18 protein-coding genes are annotated in these 17,624 nt (G+C 45.8%); 10 read left to right on the forward strand and 8 right to left on the reverse strand.

Features of this window, described 5'->3' with window-relative positions; genetic code table 11:
* The first annotated feature begins 265 nt into the window (after positions 1-265).
* The 5 genes from JGK07_RS29050 (at position 266) to JGK07_RS29070 (ending at position 4,448) form a co-directional block, all read left to right on the forward strand.
* Complete coding sequence (locus tag JGK07_RS29050; RefSeq protein ID WP_363319738.1) at positions 266-1,558, forward strand: ABC transporter substrate-binding protein; 1,293 nt, start codon at positions 266-268, stop codon at positions 1,556-1,558.
* A gap of 121 nt (positions 1,559-1,679) precedes the next feature.
* Positions 1,680-2,630, forward strand: coding sequence for a branched-chain amino acid ABC transporter permease (locus JGK07_RS29055; protein WP_293186881.1), 951 nt, complete (start codon positions 1,680-1,682; stop codon positions 2,628-2,630).
* Between the two features lie 153 nt (positions 2,631-2,783).
* Positions 2,784-3,719 (forward strand): branched-chain amino acid ABC transporter permease, encoded by a 936-nt coding sequence (locus JGK07_RS29060; RefSeq protein WP_293186880.1) that lies wholly within the window; start codon positions 2,784-2,786, stop codon positions 3,717-3,719.
* Between the two features lie 124 nt (positions 3,720-3,843).
* The gene (locus JGK07_RS29065) at positions 3,844-4,062 is read left to right on the forward strand and encodes a hypothetical protein (RefSeq protein WP_293186879.1); all 219 of its coding nucleotides are present in this window, start codon (positions 3,844-3,846) and stop codon (positions 4,060-4,062) included.
* Positions 4,063-4,088: 26 nt separating this feature from the next.
* Positions 4,089-4,448: an aspartyl protease family protein gene (locus JGK07_RS29070; protein WP_293186878.1), complete on the forward strand. Its 360-nt coding sequence runs from the start codon at positions 4,089-4,091 to the stop codon at positions 4,446-4,448.
* 194 nt (positions 4,449-4,642) lie between these two features.
* Here JGK07_RS29070 and JGK07_RS29075 read toward each other — a convergent pair whose 3' ends face one another.
* Together JGK07_RS29075 and JGK07_RS29080 are read right to left on the reverse strand one after the other, a co-directional pair.
* A complete protein-coding gene (locus JGK07_RS29075) occupies positions 4,643-5,110 on the reverse strand; it encodes a hypothetical protein (RefSeq protein ID WP_293186877.1) in 468 nt (155 codons plus the stop codon).
* 191 nt (positions 5,111-5,301) lie between these two features.
* On the reverse strand, positions 5,302-5,760 hold the full coding sequence (locus JGK07_RS29080; RefSeq protein WP_293186876.1) for a hypothetical protein: 459 nt from the start codon (positions 5,758-5,760) through the stop codon (positions 5,302-5,304).
* A 534-nt stretch (positions 5,761-6,294) separates the two neighbouring features.
* Between JGK07_RS29080 and JGK07_RS29085 the strand changes: the two genes are divergently transcribed.
* Both JGK07_RS29085 and JGK07_RS29090 read left to right on the forward strand, forming a co-directional pair.
* A complete protein-coding gene (locus JGK07_RS29085) occupies positions 6,295-6,804 on the forward strand; it encodes a hypothetical protein (protein ID WP_293186875.1) in 510 nt (169 codons plus the stop codon).
* Positions 6,805-6,858: 54 nt separating this feature from the next.
* A complete protein-coding gene (locus tag JGK07_RS29090) occupies positions 6,859-7,500 on the forward strand; it encodes a Uma2 family endonuclease (protein WP_293186874.1) in 642 nt (213 codons plus the stop codon).
* 131 nt (positions 7,501-7,631) lie between these two features.
* Here JGK07_RS29090 and JGK07_RS29095 read toward each other — a convergent pair whose 3' ends face one another.
* Entirely contained in the window at positions 7,632-9,503 is a 1,872-nt protein-coding gene (locus tag JGK07_RS29095) for a serine/threonine-protein kinase (protein ID WP_293186873.1), read from the reverse strand.
* Positions 9,504-9,761: 258 nt separating this feature from the next.
* A complete protein-coding gene (locus tag JGK07_RS29100; RefSeq protein ID WP_293243230.1) occupies positions 9,762-10,721 on the reverse strand; it encodes an aldo/keto reductase in 960 nt (319 codons plus the stop codon).
* Between the two features lie 125 nt (positions 10,722-10,846).
* On the opposite strand from JGK07_RS29100, the gene JGK07_RS29105 reads away from it, so the two are divergent.
* Genes JGK07_RS29105 through JGK07_RS29115 form a run of 3 tightly spaced genes read left to right on the forward strand, consistent with a single transcriptional unit; the run spans position 10,847 to position 15,012 of the window.
* Positions 10,847-11,458: a DUF1802 family protein gene (locus JGK07_RS29105; protein WP_293186993.1), complete on the forward strand. Its 612-nt coding sequence runs from the start codon at positions 10,847-10,849 to the stop codon at positions 11,456-11,458.
* Between the two features lie 36 nt (positions 11,459-11,494).
* On the forward strand, positions 11,495-11,719 hold the full coding sequence (locus JGK07_RS29110) for a hypothetical protein (RefSeq protein WP_293186992.1): 225 nt from the start codon (positions 11,495-11,497) through the stop codon (positions 11,717-11,719).
* The gene (locus JGK07_RS29115) at positions 11,716-15,012 is read left to right on the forward strand and encodes a PAS domain-containing protein (RefSeq protein ID WP_293243227.1); all 3,297 of its coding nucleotides are present in this window, start codon (positions 11,716-11,718) and stop codon (positions 15,010-15,012) included. The genes JGK07_RS29110 and JGK07_RS29115 overlap by 4 nt, the downstream gene beginning before the upstream one ends.
* Before the next feature lie 136 nt (positions 15,013-15,148).
* Here JGK07_RS29115 and JGK07_RS29120 read toward each other — a convergent pair whose 3' ends face one another.
* The 4 genes from JGK07_RS29120 to JGK07_RS29135 form a co-directional block, all read right to left on the reverse strand.
* The gene (locus tag JGK07_RS29120; protein WP_293291160.1) at positions 15,149-15,370 is read right to left on the reverse strand and encodes a hypothetical protein; all 222 of its coding nucleotides are present in this window, start codon (positions 15,368-15,370) and stop codon (positions 15,149-15,151) included.
* The gene (locus JGK07_RS29125) at positions 15,343-15,747 is read right to left on the reverse strand and encodes an ABC transporter permease (RefSeq protein WP_293291162.1); all 405 of its coding nucleotides are present in this window, start codon (positions 15,745-15,747) and stop codon (positions 15,343-15,345) included. The genes JGK07_RS29120 and JGK07_RS29125 overlap by 28 nt, the downstream gene beginning before the upstream one ends.
* Positions 15,748-15,788: 41 nt before the next feature.
* Positions 15,789-16,532 (reverse strand): ATP-binding cassette domain-containing protein, encoded by a 744-nt coding sequence (locus JGK07_RS29130; protein ID WP_293186990.1) that lies wholly within the window; start codon positions 16,530-16,532, stop codon positions 15,789-15,791.
* A 74-nt stretch (positions 16,533-16,606) separates the two neighbouring features.
* Entirely contained in the window at positions 16,607-17,170 is a 564-nt protein-coding gene (locus JGK07_RS29135) for an NUDIX hydrolase (RefSeq protein WP_293186989.1), read from the reverse strand.
* Between the last annotated feature and the right edge of the window lie 454 nt (positions 17,171-17,624).

The raw sequence follows: 17,624 nt of genomic DNA on the forward strand, positions 1-17,624 counted from the left end.
GTGCCTTAAGTTCGCGGTGTGAACCGCTCTCTCTCTGGCGCTTTATTAATATACTTATTTCGCAAGGGCTTGTCAAGCGTTTTGCGAAAATAATTTTGAATTTTTTTGAATTCATACACCGTATGGGTTTCGACTGTTGAGACCGACTCTTTGACCCGATCGCCCAATCTGCTTTTCCGGATTTCACTTGTTTGGGGCGTAATTCTAAGGTTTTTTCCGGGGACTCGGACGCTAATGGGTAGAATATCTCTACAGACACAGACAGATGTTCTATATATATGTGTTCGATCGCCCGCCCATGAAAAAACCTACTGCTCGTCCTACTGCCTTGTTCCTTACCTGCGCCTCACTGCTGCTGGCTTGCAGTCAGACCAACACTCCCCAGACTGGTACTAATACAGTATCTCCAGGTACTTCACCAACTCCCACAGCTACGCCACAGGGTACGGCTGCGGGGAACTCTGTGGCTATTCCGGTTGGGATTGGGGTGGCGCAAACTAGCAATGTGGCTTTACTCGGTCAGGAACAGGTGGCTGGGGCGAAAATTGCTGAGAAATATTTTAACGATAAGGGCGGTGTGGATGGGACGCCGATTAGATTGGTGTTCCAAGATACGGGTGGAGATGAACAAGGGGCGATTAATGCGTTCAATACTCTGATCAATCAGGATAAGGTGGTGGGGATTGTGGGCCCAACTCTATCACAGCAAGCTTTTGGTGCCGATCCGATCGCCGATCGCGCCAAAGTTCCCGTCCTCGCACCCTCCAATACGGCTAAAGGCATTCCCCAGATTGGCGATTATGTGGCCAGAGTCTCCGCGCCTGTCGCCGTGGTGGCACCTAATGCAGTTAAAGCCGCCCTCAAGCAAAATCCCAATATCAAGAAAGTAGCCGTGTTTTTTGCTCAGAATGATGCTTTCAGCAAATCTGAGACTGAAACTTTCCAGAAAACGGTTAAAGAGATGGGGCTGGAATTGGCAACAGTCCAAAAATTCTTGACTACTGATACAGATTTCCAATCTCAAGCCACTAACGCGATCAATGTCAAGCCCGATTTGATCATTATTTCTGGGTTGGCCGCAGATGGAGGCAATTTAATTAAGCAATTGCGGGAATTGGGCTATAAAGGCGTTATCATTGGGGGCAACGGTCTGAATACTTCCAATGTATTTACTGTTTGCAAGGCTCTTTGCGATGGGGTTTTGATTGCCCAAGCCTACAGCCCGGAATATCAGAATGAAATTAATAAGGCTTTTCGCGATGGTTATCGCGCTCAATTTAAGAAGGAACCGCCTCAGTTTAGCGCTCAAGCTTTTACGGGCGTTCAAGTTTTTGTGGAGTCATTAAAGGCAATTAATGCTCAGTCTAAGGTTAGTGAAAAGCCTTTGGCCGAATTGCGTACAAAGCTTAATGAGCAGTTGTTGACTGCCAAATATGATACGCCTTTGGGGGAAATTTCTTTTACGCCGGAAGGTGAAATAAATCAAAAAGACTTTTATGTGGCACAAATTAAAATGGATGCGGATGGAGTTAATGGGAAGTTTGAGTTTCTGAAATAAAGGAAGTTCGGCAAGGGATTTTGTAGCGGATTTAACGGATGCAGTCAAAAAATAGGACAGTAGTTTTTTAGCCTATTTGTGATTGAATGATTTAATTTTGATGCCTAATTTGTGACTGGCGATGGATTTAACTCTATTTCTGCAACAATTTCTGAATGGTTTGTCGATCGGCAGCGTGTATGCTATTTTTGCCCTGGGGTACACGCTGGTTTTTTCTATTCTCGGGATTATTAATTTTGCTCACGGTGCAGTGTTTACTTTGGGTGCTTATTTCACTTATGCGCTGATGGGCGGTGCTTTCGGTTTTAACGGGTTGTTGGCTAATGCTAGAATTCCCGTGCAGTTGCCTTTTGCGGTGGCGCTAATTTTGGGCAGTGTGTTGGCTGGTTTGGTGGGAGTAATTGTGGAAAGAGTTGCTTTTTTGCCTTTACGCCGCAGAAACTCAGATCCTTTGCTGACGGTGGTTTCGAGTTTGGGGGCGGCGGTGGCGATCGCAAATATGATTCAATATCTTGTCGGGGCTGAGATTTACACTTTTCCGGCGAATACTTACGGCAATTTGCCAGCAGCTATTAACTTTGGTACGGCGGATCAACAGATTCCGATTCGGACTGTGCAAATAGTTATTTTTGTGGTGGCTGTGGCGATTGTTAGTCTCCTAACTTACTTGATAAATTTTACTAAATTTGGTAAGGCAATGCAGGCGGTGGCTGAAGATGCTACTACTTCTAGTCTGTTGGGGATTGATACTGACAGGTATATTGTTTTGACGTTTTTTGTGAGTAGTTTTCTGGCTGGTTTGGCGGGGAGTTTGGTGGGTTCTAGTGTGAGTATTGCGGGGCCGTATTTTGGGATTGCTTTTGGTTTGAAGGGTTTGGCTGTGATTGTGCTTGGTGGGTTGGGGAGTATTCCGGGGGCTGTTTTTGGTGGCTTTATCATTGGTTTGGTGGAGGCTTTTGTACCGGGTGATTTTTCGGCTTATAAGGATGCTGTGGCTTTTGCGATATTGTTTGTGATGCTGTTGGTTAGGCCGCAGGGTTTGTTTGGTCGGCGTTTGATTCAAAAGGTGTAAGTTTGTTAGCTCGATTCCGGTTACATCGGAATGATTGAACCGCAGAGGGCGCAGAGGGCGCAGAGAAAGAGAAGAGAGAAATGAATAATTCTGATGCGATCGCATTTGATAGAAAGCCCGTATTTAAGTATGTTTATAATTTAAGATAAAGTTATGGCTACATTTTTTACTACTTATGGGTTTCTGATTGTCTCGATGTTGCTGGGTGCAATGTTGGGAATGTCGCTGTATTTGCCTCTAATGACTGGTCAGTTGTCTCTCGCTAGCCCTGGTTTTTATGCTTTGGGTGGGTATATTGCGGCGATTTTATCTACGACGGTATTTAAGCAGACAGAAGGTTTATTTCCTCTGCCATTGCTGTTGGTGGAGATGATAATTGCAGGGGCTGTTTCGGGGTTGTTGGGTATTTTGGTGGGAGTTCCGGCGCTGCGGTTGCGGGGGATTTATTTGGCGATCGCAACTATTGCTTTTGTGGAAATTCTGCGGGTTTTATCGCTGAATCTGGACATCACTGGCGGGGCTGTGGGGATTTTTGGGATTCCGCAACCGTTTGGAACGCCGATCGAGTATTTGTGGATTGTACTACCTTTACTGTTGGTAAGTATGGCGATTGTCTATCGGCTGGAACGGATTCGGGTGGGGCGGGCTTTTGCGGCGATCCGCGCTGATGAGTTGGCGGCTGATGCGATCGGCATTAATCCAACTTTTTATAAGGTTCTGGCTTTTACGTTAGGTGCTATTTTAGCTGGGGTTGTGGGTGCTGTTAGTGCACATTTTCTGAATACTTGGAACGCGCGTCAAGGTACTTTTGATGCTAGTATTATTTACTTGACTTCTGTGTTAATTGGTGGTAGCAGAACGTTTTTGGGAGCAGTTTTGGGTGGGATGGTGTTTACTGCTTTACCGGAGGTTTTGAGGGGAATGGCGACTATTCAGGGATTGCCGGTTTGGTTGGCGCAATTTCTGCGGGATGGGCGGTTAATTGTGTTTGGGGTACTGATTGTTTTGGGGACGATATTTTTTCCGCAAGGTTTGGTGACGCCGGAGTTGTTGAAGAAGTGGAGGAAGGGCGATCGTACTTCTGTGTAAAATTAGATTATTGGTAGATAAAAGTGCGATCGCATCCCAGTCCTTATCGATCGCCTATCTATAAAACCGTGTCTCACAGATCATTTATGATAAATGTATCCTCGTATGTCTAGGAGTTTAAACCATGTCTCTCGCTGAGTTAATTCCTTTGGTGAACAGTCTGAGCCAGTCAGACAAATTATCACTCTTCAAACTCCTAGCTGTGCAAATCCCAAAGGCTGAACTACAAGTTATCTTTTCTGCATCAGAGTATCCGGTTTGGTCGCCCTACGACGCAACGGAAGCTGCAAACCTTCTGATGCAGATGATTCGGGATGACCGAGAGGCATCTACTCATACCTAGTACGATCGAGTTTCCCTTTTCTGACGATGAAGCATTACCCACGATTCCCATCACTCGCTCGTCATGCAGGCTTTTCTGTCTCCGCGAATGCACTGCTAGATACTGGGTCTGCGGTCAACCTATTACCTTATGACATAGGGCTGCAATTGGGTGCAATTTGGGAGGAACAAACTGTCCGCTTGCCATTGGCAGGAAATCTTGCAAGTGTTGAGGCGCGGGGTGTATTTGTGCAGGTTCAAATTGGGAATTTGGAACCAGTTCGTCTAGCATTTGCCTGGGCAGAATCCTCTCAAATACCCTTAATTCTTGGGCAAACAAACTTCTTTCGAGAATTTGATGTTTGTTTTCAGAGATCGCGATGCACGATCGAGATTATCCGCTTCTAATAAGCGTCGATGTCGATCGGTAAAAAAGAGAGGGGCGAGCGCATCCACACAAAGAGTGCGATCGCCCTGTCCGTGAAAAAAGACAAGGTGCGATCGCATCCACACCCCTTATCGATCGCCATCAATAAAAAAAGTAATAGCGCTCTAGTGAGAAATAGCGTCTTCAGATTAGAACTTCCATAAACGTGGGCGACCTATTGGATAGGTCTACCGTCTGGGATGCTGACCAAAGCCGGACAAGATATAGGTGTTACCGCTTTTAGAACAAAGTTACGTTCAAAAGCTTTTGGACCTGCAACCCAGCGTTTAGTACCTTGATCCAAAAGATACGCTTTGTTATTTAAACGATGACCGTTCTCTTTACAAAGAACAACTCTATTTTCCATTGTTAATGGTGATGCTTCCTCAATCAGCTCGACATCTATATATTGCTGAACCTGCCTTCCAGGAAACAAGAGGTCGAAAACATTAGGACCTGCAATCCACCGTCGTTTTCCTTGATCGATCCAGTAGACTTTACCATTACTAGGATGCGCGAGTAGTAAGCCATTCAAATCTGAGCGGTTCTTAGGTTGAGCTTGAGCATCATTAATAAATCCAGTAAAAACTTGGGCTAAGGTAGCCGCAGCAAGGCACATTGTAAATTTCAGTAATTTATTCATCTTGTCACCTAAACATTCGCATCTATCGATTTACAGTCATAAATCAACAGAGATAACTCTGTCAGTCGGATTGAGTCGGAACTTTTCCCGAAAAATTTGCTCAAATGTCGCAAAGATCGGAGAATATCTGAAAAACCTCCCTATCTGATCGCTCTACGGACATCGCAGAAGTATTAAAAATACCCAAGATTTTATCCAGGATTGGGGCAAGTACCAATATTTGTCAAACCTTGAGAGATAACTTCTAGAGAAAGACCTTCCAGCGGCGCTCCAAATTGCTGGCGTAACAATCCGAACAATGACGGTCCTACGTGGCAAATCTCTTGACGGGAGTTGATGTACATCACTTTGCCTTCGTTGTTTGGTGGCACATAAAGCCCTTGAGGCCATAGACAACCACCTTGAAAATTATAGGGGGTAAAAGGTGCATTTCCTCTACTCGGCATACCTCTATTAACGAATAGCCTCAACTGGGCTGGACCGACAATGTGACACGAAGCTTTCTCGGTGTTATTCCAGTAATAGCTGTGACCTTGACTCCCATAGATACCAGATGGGATGTTTGGAGGTGGTGGATTCTGAGCTACCCCTGATATTGTAGAAGCAAAAATTCCAACTCCAGAAATCATGCCCACAATCAATTTTTTCATACTTATCTCCTTTTACGGATTCATATTTAACAATCTAAGTGTCAAACAATACCTTCCCAATCAAAACCCAAGCCCGATCGCCCTGTCAGTACGATTGAGTCGGAACTTTCCAGAAAAATTTGCTCAAATGTCGTAAAGATCGGATAATATAGGAAAAACCTGCCTATCTGACCTATTTATGGACACCGCAAAAGTTTTAAAACTGGTAGATGAAATTCTGTTCACAAATACAGGCGAGCACCCAAAATCTATGAAGACAATTTAGAAGTGCGATCGCAACTCGCAAAATAGTAAAGCACCATCAGTAAAGCACCATCGGCCGCTATTGGAGATTGGGATTAGATGTACACTCCCTTCTTCCAGCGAAGCTAATTTTTATCCTTTTCCACATCATAGACCGATGGCACAAAACTGCAAAGCAAAAAAAGACGGAAAAAGACGGGCATTTCTAAAATCGCTATGCAAGGCGGAAAAAGACTGATAAAGACGGATAAAGTCGGGTATACTAACTATAGTTCTGTGACAGCCCTACTGATGGACACTGCCCATATATTGCAATTTGTAGATGAAGTGCTCAGCGCGAAGACAGGCAAACGTCTCAATGACTTGCAGCGTAAAATTATCGAGGGAATACTGAATCGACAAAAGTATTCTGATATTGCAGATACTTACGGTTGTACGGCGGGTCATGCTAAGGATGTAGGTTACAAGCTTTTGCATATGTTATCTGATGCTTTTGATGAACCAGTTGATAAAAGTAATCTGGAATCTGTTCTAGAACGGCAATTAAATCTGAATATAAATTTTGGCGATCGCAACACTACTAATTTTTGGGATAGCAATACAATTAACTATATCAATGGTTGCTCAGAACTACCCACTCCTACCCCAGATAAAAGTCAGCCGGCGACTCCCGACTACCAGGATGGCACGAATCAAGTTAAAATTGCAATGGTTGGTAAATTACGACAGTTGGGATTGAAGGATGAGCAAATTGCAGAAGTGCTCGGGTTAGCCTTGGAGGTAGTGAAGCAGATAGATTGATAATAGCTTTTAGTTGTTTAAAACACACATCCTCAGTCAGGAGGTATAAGTTTTATGTTTGCAGTTGTCACCCCAGAAAAAATTCACTTACCCCCAGGAACGCTGATAAAATTTCCTGGTAGTTGGCAGGATTACCAAGCGCTTGTAGAACAATTGGGCGATCGTCAGATTCCGCGCATCAAATATCGACCAGGAGAGATTTTATTAATGTCCCCTTTACCCGTACACGGAAAACAAGCTCATATTATCGCAATTGTGGCAATAGTTCTGCTAGATTTCTTGGGGCGAGATTATGAAGCGTTTACACCAATTACGATGGATTTGCCGGAAGAAAGAGGGATTGAACCAGATTATTGTTTTTATATCGATAATTGCGCGGCAATTCTTGGTAAAGATCGGATTGCTTGGGATGTTGAACCGCCACCCGATTTAGTAATTGAAGTAGATGTAACTAGCTACACGGATGTAGATGATTACTTGCCTTATCAAGTGCCGGAAGTGTGGCTGTTTAAGAAAAATAAGCTCAGAATTTACGACTGGCAAAACGAGCGATATGTCGAAAGTTCAGTTAGCCGTTATTTTCCCAATTTTAATGTATCAGAAATTGTGGAGGAATGCTGGCAAATGTCGCGCGATCGCCATACAAGTACAGTAATTCGGGAGTTGCGACGGAAAATTGAAAGGGAGAACGGTTGAATCCTATCGTTTCCGGTGAATCGATCGTAATTCCTGTAGGGGCAGGTTCACCAACAATAATTGCCTAAAACCGAAACTTCTCATAAACCTGCCCCCGCCCAACGATTACAAACAATTTTGATTGTGGGTAATCAAACAAACATCATATTCTGCCAAATCTTAATAGTTTTATCACTGCTGCCGCTCGCCAAAAACTCTCCTTCCGGGCTAAAATTAACAGAATACACCGAGTTAGTATGACCCGCAATATTACAAATTTCTTCACCGTCTTTAACCCGCCAAATCTTGATTGTTTGATTGCTGCTACTAGCCAGAATCTCGCTATCTGGACTAAATGCGATCGAATCAACGTACCAGGAATGACCTGTAATAGTTAAAACTTCTTGCCAATCTTTAACCCACCAAATTTTGATCGTATTGTCGTGACTGCCGCTTGCCAGAAACTCTCCGTTTGGGCTGAAAGCTAGGCAGCGAACGCAGTCCGTATGACTTGTCAGCGTGCGAATTAGCTTGCCATCTTTGACTCGCCAAATTTTGATGGTTCTGTCCCAACTGCTGCTAGCAATAGTTTCTCCGTCTGGACTGAAGGCGACGAAGTAAACTAAGTTAATGTGACCGGAAAACGTGCAAATTTCTTGCCCGTCTTTCACGCGCCAAAGTTTGATGGTTTTGTCCCAACTGCTACTAGCAATAGTTTCGCCATCTGGACTGAAAGCTAAGCCATAAACGGAGTTAATGTGACCGGAAAGTGTGCGAATTTCTTGCCCGTCTTTCATTCGCCAAAGTTTGATTGTTTTGTCGTGGCTGCTGCTGGCGAGTGTCTTTCCGTCAGGGCTGAAAACTACTGTATAAACTGAGTTAGCGTGTCCTGCGAGAGTGACTATTTCTTGCCCGTCTTCAACTTGCCAAAGTTTGATTGTTTTGTCATCGCTGCCGCTGGCGATAACTTCTCCGTTGGGGCTGAAAGCTACAGATGAAATTAAGTTTTTGTGTCCGCTTAATGTGTGAATACATTGCCAGTTATGGGTTTGCTGTGGGGGCGGATTGGGATTGGTGGCGGGTTTGACTGGTTTGGTGATTTTTTGCGGAATGGTGAGTTTAATTGCTGCTTGGGGATTCAGTTGTGTTAATACTTCTACAGCAGTTTGATAGCGGCGGTTGGTAGCATTTTCAATCATTTTATCTAAAATTTTCCCGAGTTCTTTACTCACCGGGTTGTTACTTAAATACTGCCGCCAAATCCAGGCATCCTCGCCCGGATCGAACAGATCAAATGGGGAAACTTGAGTTAATAAATACAGGCAAGTTACGCCTAAACTGTACAAATCGCTGGTGAAAGATGCTTTGCCTCGGGCTTGTTCCGGGGCGATGTATTCGGGGCTGCCGATGCTGGTTCCTGTTTTGAGTAAGGCTGTACCTGTGGCAATTTTGGCAGCGCCAAAGTCTACTATAACTAATTGTTTATCGGCGCGGCGGATGATATTTCCTGGTTTGATGTCTCGGTGAATAACGTTGTGAGAATGGATGAAGTGCAGGACGGGTAGTAAGCTGTTGAGTAATTCTTGAATCTGAGTTTCTGTAAATGTGCCTTCTGTTGCTATAATTTGTGCTAGGTTTTGTCCGTCGATGAATTCTTGGACTACATATTGTCGGTTGTCTTGGATGGAATAGGCTAATAGTTCGGGAATTTGAGGGTGTTTTCCCAATTCATCCAATCGGATTGCTTCTTGTTCAAAAAGTTCGGCGGCTTTTTTGCTGTTGCGATTGCTGGCTGATGGGATGAGTTGGGTTTCTGTGGGTAAAAATTGTTTGATGACGCAGCGGGGTTTTGAGGGTTTGTCTTCGTCAACGGCGAGGAATGTTCTGCCAAAACCTCCTTGTCCGATCGCCTTTATGGCCCGATATCTGTCGCGCAGCAGCAGTTTTGACCGACAATTTCGGCAAATTTTGGCTGCATCCGGGTTTTGGGGCTTGGAACAATTGGGGTTTAGGCAGTAACTCATTCGATTTGGGATTTGGGATTTGGGGATTTGGGATTTGAGATATGGGAAGCTAGAGCGAATAAAACTTGTGAATAAATACCAAAAAAACCGGGTTTTATATCGAATCTGCGGGCTGTAACGCAGTACAATGCAAAAAACCCGGTTTCTGACTATCCATGCGTCCGAGACTTTAAAAGTTGGTTTGATCGTTCGGACTAAAGTTCTTTATCAACTGTCAACTGTCAACTGTCAACTGTCAACTGTCAACTGTCAACTATTTTAGAAGTTCCACATGACGGGATTGTCATCTAAACGATCGGTGACTGTTCGCCCGATCGCGTCAATCTCTTTTAAGTCCTCCTGACTCAACTTTACCTCAGCCGCTTTAGCGTTATCGGTGGCTTGTTCTGCGTCGCGGGCGCCGACAATTGCATTGGTTTGTGGCTGGGCAATCAACCACGCTAATGCTAAGTTTCCTAAGCTTGTTTGGTGGCGATCGGCAATTGGCTTGAGTTGATTTAATGCTGTTTGCACTCGGGCATAATTTTCTTTGAGGAACAGCTTATTTTTGGTGCGGTGGTCGCCTTCTGCAAATTTGTGTTCTGGCCCAAATTTACCTGTCAATATTCCTTGAGCTAGAGATGAATAGGCGATGATTGAGATATTATTTTCGGTACAGTAGGGCATGGCGTCTTTTTCTACCCAGCGCCAAAACAGAGAATAGGGCGGTTGTAAGCTGTCAATGCGTCCGTATTGGGCGGCTTCTGCTATTTGGGCGCGGGAAAAGTTGGAAACGCCGATCGCCCGAATCTTCCCCTGTTGCTTTAATTTGTTCAGGGCGTCCATGGTTTCGGCAATTGGTACGGCTTCGGAATTCCAAGTGCCGGCGGGCCAGTGGATTTGGTACAGGTCGATATAATCGGTGTTGAGGTTTTTTAGCGATCGATCGCACGCTTCGACTACCAAATCTGGTCTGAGGTGGTTGGCGAAAACTTTGCTAGCATAAACTACTTGCGATCGCACGTCTGAAAGTGCTTGACCGATAATTTGTTCCGAATGCCCTTCTCCGTAAACCTCAGCCGTATCAAAGGTGGTAATACCGGCCTCAAAAGCGGCGCGCATGGCTTTGACAGTTTCGGCATCCTCAATTCCCACCCACATCCGCTTCCCAGCTTGCCAAGTCCCCATAATTATCGGGGTAATTTGAATTTCTGATGTACCCAATTGTCGCTTTTCCATACCCTAAGTCCTGATTTGGATTTTTAGTATTCACCCTCAATCTATCTAATTTTAACAGAAAAAAGTAGGTAGAGTAGCTTTGAATCAGCGATTTTGTTACTATTGTTAAAACCCAAATAAATCCTATGAAATCAACTACTCGCGCGCTGAAAGAATGGAATGTAGCTGTTAATGCTTTGGAAGGGGGCAGAACGATTGTGCTGTTGCGAAAAGGTGGTATTCGCGAACAAGCGGGACAGTTTAATGTCAGTGACAAGCAAGTTTTACTGTATCCAACTTTTGAACACCAACAACCTGATTTATTAAAGCCAGATTTTGCAAGTCAAGTAAAAACTGTAGAATCTGGTTGGCATCCGGAAACTATTAGAATTGGCAGTTGGGCTGAGATTACTGATGTTTTTTTGGTGGCTTGGGAACCAGCAATTAATGCGCTATTTCCCTACCATATTTGGAATGAAAAATTTGTCGGCGACCGCCTGAAATGGAAAAAAAATCAGCCAATTTATATTTTATTGCTGCGGGCTTATCGCCTCGCAGAAACAGCCGAAATTCAGTACATTTCTGAATACGGCGGTTGTCGTTCTTGGATTGATTTGGCAAGTCCTATTTCTCTGGAGGGGAGTGAAGCTGTTTTAAGCGATCGAGAATACATTGCACGCTCAAATGAAATCCGCAATCTGATGGCGAATCCTCCGAACGCGGATGGTTTGCAGAAAATCACAACGCTGACGGTTTAAACTTTATGCACCTATAATTTGTTGAAAGTAGATAGAATGTATTGGTATTGTGGTATTGGTAGCCACGATGTGCTTTTTAAGCCTGTACAAAAAATAGACTTTCTGCGTTTGGCTGATGTTTTGCCAGTATCTGTTACAAATAGCTGTACGATCGCTCCGATGAATGTTCGTCAATTGAAGGGAAGCATCCAGGCTTTACACGATGGGTGCTGTGAAATTGCCATGAAGATCGATCGCGCTTGCAAGGAAGGTTTGCAATGAGTCAGATCCAGCGCACCGTCTTGATTGTCGATCGCAGCCCGGAAGACTGTCATAAGTACCGACAGTATCTGCTGCGCGATCGCGAGTACCAATACAAAATAATCGCAGCGCCGTTAGGGCAAGAAGGCTTGGCGCTGTGGGAACAACACCAGCCGGATCTGGTGTTGCTCGATAATCGGCTGCCAGATATGGACGGTTTGCAATTTATCGCCCAACTGCGAAGCAAAATAGTATCGCAGCGATATTTGCCTGTAATTGTGGTCGGAGTTGGGAACGAGACGATCGCAGTCGAAGCCATCAAAGCCGGCGCCCAAGACTATCTCATCAAAGAACAAATCGCACCGGAGAGTTTGCGGATGGCGGTGAAGGGGACGATCGACAAAGCGCAATTACACGCCAAGCTGCAACAAAACGAAGAACGCTTGCACTTAGCATTGAAAGCCGCTGGGATGGGTACTTGGGAATGGCAGATTCCTAACAATTGTGTAGTGTGGTCTAATCTGGTAGGGCCGATTTTTGGTCTACCGCTGGGAACTTATCCGGCAAGTTATGAAGATTTTATCGAACTCGTACATCCCGAAGACCGCGAGATAATTGGCGAGGCTATAACCACTACCCTTGAGACAGGGATTAGCTATGAAGTTGAATTTCGCGCTGTCTGGGCCGATGACTCGCTGCATTGGGTAGGCGCTAAAGGGCAACTTTACTATGACTGGGCTGGCAAACCGCTGCGGCTCCTGGGTACAGTAGTAGACCTCACTCAGTCTAAACAGGCAGAAGCAGAACGCCTGCAACAAGTGCAGCGAGAGCGGGCGATCGCCCTAATTGCCCAGCAAGTTCACCAATCGCTGGATTTAGAGCGCGTTTTGCAAACAACCGTAGAGGAAGTGCGACAGTTTCTCGACACGGATCGGGCGATCGTATTTCGTTTGCACTCAGATGGCGGCGGGACTGTGGTAGCGGAATCTGTGGGGCCAGACTGGCGATCGATCCTAGCTTCCCAAATCTACGATCCCTGTTTGGCAAGCAGTTATCTTGAACCCTACCGTCAAGGATTGGTGACGGCAAAAACAGATATTCATGATGGCTCGATCGACCCTTGTCACATCGAACTGCTGACTCAATTTCAAATCAGGGCAAATCTAGTCGTACCGATCCTGCACGAAAACCAGTGCTGGGGACTGCTGATTGTCCATCACTGTGGCGCCCCGCGCCTGTGGCAACCCTTAGAAATTGATTTGCTTCAGCAGTTGGCTCAGCAGGTGAGCATTGCCATTCGGCAGGCTGAGCTTTATCAGCAAGCACAACACGAACTGCAAGAGCGGAAGCGCACCGAAGCAATTTTACGGGAAAGCGAAGAACGCTTCCGCCAGTTAGCAGAAAGCATCGATGCTGTGTTCTGGATTTCCGATTACCCTTCGGGGCGAGTGCTTTATGTCAGTCCTGCCTACGAACGGCTGTGGGGCTTGAATCCCCAATCTTTGTATGATGACTCTCGGGTTTGGCAGGATTTAGTGCATCCGGAACACCGCGAATCGAACGCCCGAGCGTTTGAGCAGAAAGCTGTTGAAGGAAAGTTCGATGAAGAGTACCGGATTGTTTTGCCCGATCGCACTGTACGCTGGGTGAGAGACCGCTGTTTTCCGCTCAAAGATGAGACAGGAAAAATTTATCGGTTCACAGGGATTGCTGAGGATATTACCGATCGCAAACAAGCAGAAATCGCTTTGCAGGAAAGCGAGCGCCAGTTTGCGACTCTGGCAGAAGCCTCTCCAACAGCCATTTTCCGGTTTGATATTGACAATAACTGTCTCTATGTCAACCGCCGTTGGGGCGAAATGACAGGCCGATCGGTAGAAGAGGCCTTGGGGATGGGATGGGTGCAAACTTTGCATCCCGACGAATGCGATCGTCTCAGACGGGAATGGCTGGAGTGGTGTCAAAAACCCGAGCCCAGAGGAATTTACCAGAACGAAGGCAGGCACGTCCAGCCAGACGGCAGCATTACCTGGTACTACACCCAGTCGCTGCCCTACCTAGACTGTAACGGAACGGTGACTGGCTATGTGGGAACGCTGATCGACATTACCGATCGCAAACAAGCTGAGAAAGAGATCCGTCAAAGCGAAGAACGCTATCGATATTTAACGGAATCAATCCCGCAATTGGTATGGACAGCGAACGTTGACGGGGTATTGCTCGATGTCAACCAACGCTGGTTAGATTTTACGGGGTTGACGGTAGCACGAGCTCAAGCTGAAGGTTGGCCGGCAGTTGTCCATCCTGATGATGTCTCTACCATGGGCGATCGTTGGATGTCTGCTCAACAAGACGGCAGCCCTTATCAAGCCGAAGGTCGATTGCGCCGCTGCGACGGCGTGTATCGATGGTTTTTGCACCAAGCTATTCCCGTCAAGAATGAATCGGATCGAGTTGTCAAATGGTTTGGTACGGCAACTGATATTGAAGACAAAAAATGCTTGGAAGAGCAGCGCGACAGTATTTTGCAGCAGGAAAAAGCTCTGCGCGCAGCAGCGGAAAAAGCTAACCGCGCTAAGGATGAATTTTTGGCTGTGCTTTCTCACGAATTGCGATCGCCCTTGAATCCGATCCTGGGGTGGGCGCAACTGCTGCAAAGTCAAGCCTTGAATGCGGCTCAAACTGCTAAAGCTTTAGACACGATCGAGCGCAATGCCAGATTGCAGACTCAGTTGATTGATGATTTGCTCGATATTGCGGGGATTATGCACGGCAAACTGAGCTTGAATCCCACCCCGGTGAATTTGAGTTTGGCTGTCGAATCTGCGATCGATACTGTGAAAACGGCAGCCGCTGCGAAGTCGATCGAGATTCATGCGATGGTGCCGGATCTGGGGCTGGTGTCTGGCGATGCGGTACGACTCCAGCAGATTGTCTGGAACTTGCTTTCTAATGCGATTAAGTTTACTCCTAACGGTGGCAGAGTGGAGATTCGGCTGGAGCGATCGGGCGTTAGCGGATCCCGCGCAGAGGATCGGGCGCTGATTGCCGTCAGCGATACTGGTAAAGGCATCCACCCTGACTTTTTGCTATCTATTTTTGATTCTTTCTACCAGGAAGATGTGTCTCTGACGCGCAAATATGGCGGGCTGGGATTGGGATTGGCGATCGTCCGCCATTTAGTGGAAGCACACGGCGGGACAATTGCTGCGGAGAGTGCGGGCGAGAATCAGGGATCTATTTTTAGGGTGAGTTTGCCGCTTTTAAAGGCTGAACCTGAGATGAATTTAGCAGAGGAAGTGCGATCGGCTTAAACATGGTACGTAGTTGCGCTTCAGCGCTCTTAAGGTACGTTGTTGCGCTTCAGCGCTCTCTTAATATATATAAGATCGGAGCGCTGAAGCGCAACTACATACCTTAAGATAGTGCACGATTTCAGCAATCACAAATTCAGTCATCTTTAACACCTTTCAATGTACTTTTCGAGAGACGCGCTTCCACGAAACCCAGCCCAAAATCCGCAGCTAAGGCCATCAAAGCCGCCGGAATTGCCCCAGCCAAAAGTAACTGATTGTTGACTGTAGCAACGCCCCGAAAAATAAAGACTCCCAAGCCACCTGCACCAATTGCCGCCGCAATAGTTGCTAGCCCGATGGAAGTTCCACTTGCCACAACAGTTGCATATCCGTCATTCCCATGCCTGTCCCGGCCATCACAATCGCCCGATCGACGCCGACAATGCCCGTGTAAGTGTTGCGGATAATCGGCAGTAGGGAATAGAGTGTCAGGGCGATGATTGCCGTGCGATCGCCTATTCCGCCCAATACCGGCACCGGAATTAACAAGCCAAACAAAGCTAAACTAGGAATTGTTTGCATAATATTCGCAAATCCCAAAATCGGCTTTTTCAATTTGGGTTTTCTAGTAACTAAAATCCCCAGAGGAATTCCCACAATCGTAGATATAACAATCGCGACTATTACTAAATACAAGTGTTCCATCGACCTCTGAACCATCTCAGCACCATAGCGGTTAATAAAATTAATCATTGCGTAATTCATGATTGCTAACAGCATTCCAATTTAGCTAATTAAAAAGATTCCAAAAAGGCGCGAGCTTCTGGATGCTGAGATTTAATAAATTGATCCGGCGCGGCAAATTCAACCAATCGCCCATCTTGCATCAAACCAATTTTAGAGGCTAAAAAAAAAGCTTCTTGAATTCCGTGAGTCACAAAAATCACAGTTTTCCCTAGTTGCTGCTGTAATTGACGGAATTCCCGCTGCAATTCCAAGCGAGTAATGGGGTCTAAAGCACCAAACGGTTCGTCCATTAACAGCAGCGGAGGGTCTGCTGCAAGTGCTCTGGCGACGCCTACACGCTGCCGCTGTCCGCCGGATAACTGATGGGGATAGCGTTTGGCGAAGTGCTGGGGGTCGAGATTCAGTAATTCTAACAGTTGGTGGACGCGATATTTTATGCGATCGTCCTCCCAGCCTTCCAATTTGGGCACTAAACCAACGTTTTGCTCGACGGTAAAATGGGGAAACAAACCGATTTCTTGAATTACGTAGCCAATTTTTCGCCGCAGTTGAATTGAATCCCACTGAGTTGTCGGTTTTCCCATAACAAGCACTTCGCCGCTGCTTGGTGTCAGTAAATTGTTAATCAATTTCATGGTAGTAGTTTTGCCGCTACCGCTGCGTCCCAGCAATACTAATACTTCTCCTTGCAGCACTTTGAAATTGAGTTTGTCTACTAAATGTCTGCGGTTGAGCCGATATGTAACGTCGAGGCATTCGACAGCAACTTCATGATTATTGACAGGTATCATTAGTTTCGGTGATGTTGGTTTTAAGAAATCGTTAATCGGCTAGTGTCGCGGGAGCATCCCCTAAATCCTAAATCCTAAATCCTAAATCTAAAATCATCTTGGTTTTGCCATTCTAGCAACAATGCTCGACATTGGAGGCAAGTTAATTTTTTGAGCAAGTCGCGAATTCCATCGGGGGTGACAGGATATGCAGCACCGATGAGTTCGGGGTTTACTGTGGCTGTGGGGTGCAATTCTGCTACAAAACCGTAGAGTTTTTGATTGGAGAATGAACTGTTGATTTCCCAGCCTGTGGTGTTGATTGGTTGGATGCGGGCGATCGCACTTTCTGTCACGCCTAGTTCTTTTTTGATTATAGCTGGAACTGCGGCTGCTGGTGTTGTGGCTTCTGGTACGCGACCGCCTGGAAAGTCAAGGGTTGTGGATGCCACGCCGGGGCGGTACATCGGTGCGGGAAACAGCAATTTGTCAGCTTGAATTGTTAAAATTACAACGGAATCTGCTCTTTCTACTCGCCAATATTCGACTATTTGTCCTTCGGTTGTTTCGAGATGTTCGCCAATTAGTTTTACCCAATGAGAGTTGATTTCTACAAATCTATCTAGGGTTTTCCAGTGAGATTTTTCGGTTGGGTTCATGTTGACAGTTGACAGTTGACAGTTGACAGTTGACAGTTGACCGAAGCAAGAAGGAAGTTCGGCAACGGATTGTGAAACGGATGTAAAGGATGTAAAGGATGGAAGGAATAAGGAAGAGGCAATAAGGAAGAGGGAACCTCATAACCGTCTTGGCGGTTGCTGTGAATTAGATGTTTTTTGCTATGGTAATCGATCGCTGTCGATCGCCCAAATATTCGATCGGTCTTTTCAGCTTTGACCCGATTTTTCGATCTAGATTGTAAATTTTTGCTACAATAGCACACAGAACCCAAGAAAATTCAGTATCATAGACTACATAATCTAAGTTGATCTGCGCCTTTGGTGATGAGTTGTTGAAACCGCTCGTAAAAACATGGACAAAGCTACCCAAAAGTAGTCAATGTTAGACATCTACGTTAGTAATTTTAGTCCACAGTCCTAAAACTACAGGAAT

The organism is Microcoleus sp. PH2017_24_DOB_U_A, from assembly GCF_020738205.1.
GTDB lineage: Bacteria > Cyanobacteriota > Cyanobacteriia > Cyanobacteriales > Microcoleaceae > Microcoleus.

What these genes read in the sequence shown, in the direction of transcription:
- JGK07_RS29080 (WP_293186876.1), bottom strand. Translation starts at nt 5,760, where the DNA reads ATGAAAAAATTGATTGTGGGCATGATTTCTGGAGTTGGAATTTTTGCT.
- JGK07_RS29125 (WP_293291162.1), bottom strand. Translation starts at nt 15,747, where the DNA reads ATGATTAATTTTATTAACCGCTATGGTGCTGAGATGGTTCAGAGGTCG.
- JGK07_RS29055 (WP_293186881.1), top strand. Translation starts at nt 1,680, where the DNA reads ATGGATTTAACTCTATTTCTGCAACAATTTCTGAATGGTTTGTCGATC.
- JGK07_RS29060 (WP_293186880.1), top strand. Translation starts at nt 2,784, where the DNA reads ATGGCTACATTTTTTACTACTTATGGGTTTCTGATTGTCTCGATGTTG.
- JGK07_RS29090 (WP_293186874.1), top strand. Translation starts at nt 6,859, where the DNA reads ATGTTTGCAGTTGTCACCCCAGAAAAAATTCACTTACCCCCAGGAACG.
- JGK07_RS29100 (WP_293243230.1), bottom strand. Translation starts at nt 10,721, where the DNA reads ATGGAAAAGCGACAATTGGGTACATCAGAAATTCAAATTACCCCGATA.
- JGK07_RS29110 (WP_293186992.1), top strand. Translation starts at nt 11,495, where the DNA reads ATGTATTGGTATTGTGGTATTGGTAGCCACGATGTGCTTTTTAAGCCT.
- JGK07_RS29135 (WP_293186989.1), bottom strand. Translation starts at nt 17,170, where the DNA reads ATGAACCCAACCGAAAAATCTCACTGGAAAACCCTAGATAGATTTGTA.
- JGK07_RS29115 (WP_293243227.1), top strand. Translation starts at nt 11,716, where the DNA reads ATGAGTCAGATCCAGCGCACCGTCTTGATTGTCGATCGCAGCCCGGAA.
- JGK07_RS29050 (WP_363319738.1), top strand. Translation starts at nt 266, where the DNA reads ATGTTCTATATATATGTGTTCGATCGCCCGCCCATGAAAAAACCTACT.
- JGK07_RS29070 (WP_293186878.1), top strand. Translation starts at nt 4,089, where the DNA reads ATGAAGCATTACCCACGATTCCCATCACTCGCTCGTCATGCAGGCTTT.
- JGK07_RS29065 (WP_293186879.1), top strand. Translation starts at nt 3,844, where the DNA reads ATGTCTCTCGCTGAGTTAATTCCTTTGGTGAACAGTCTGAGCCAGTCA.
- JGK07_RS29075 (WP_293186877.1), bottom strand. Translation starts at nt 5,110, where the DNA reads ATGAATAAATTACTGAAATTTACAATGTGCCTTGCTGCGGCTACCTTA.
- JGK07_RS29130 (WP_293186990.1), bottom strand. Translation starts at nt 16,532, where the DNA reads ATGATACCTGTCAATAATCATGAAGTTGCTGTCGAATGCCTCGACGTT.
- JGK07_RS29105 (WP_293186993.1), top strand. Translation starts at nt 10,847, where the DNA reads ATGAAATCAACTACTCGCGCGCTGAAAGAATGGAATGTAGCTGTTAAT.
- JGK07_RS29085 (WP_293186875.1), top strand. Translation starts at nt 6,295, where the DNA reads ATGGACACTGCCCATATATTGCAATTTGTAGATGAAGTGCTCAGCGCG.
- JGK07_RS29095 (WP_293186873.1), bottom strand. Translation starts at nt 9,503, where the DNA reads ATGAGTTACTGCCTAAACCCCAATTGTTCCAAGCCCCAAAACCCGGAT.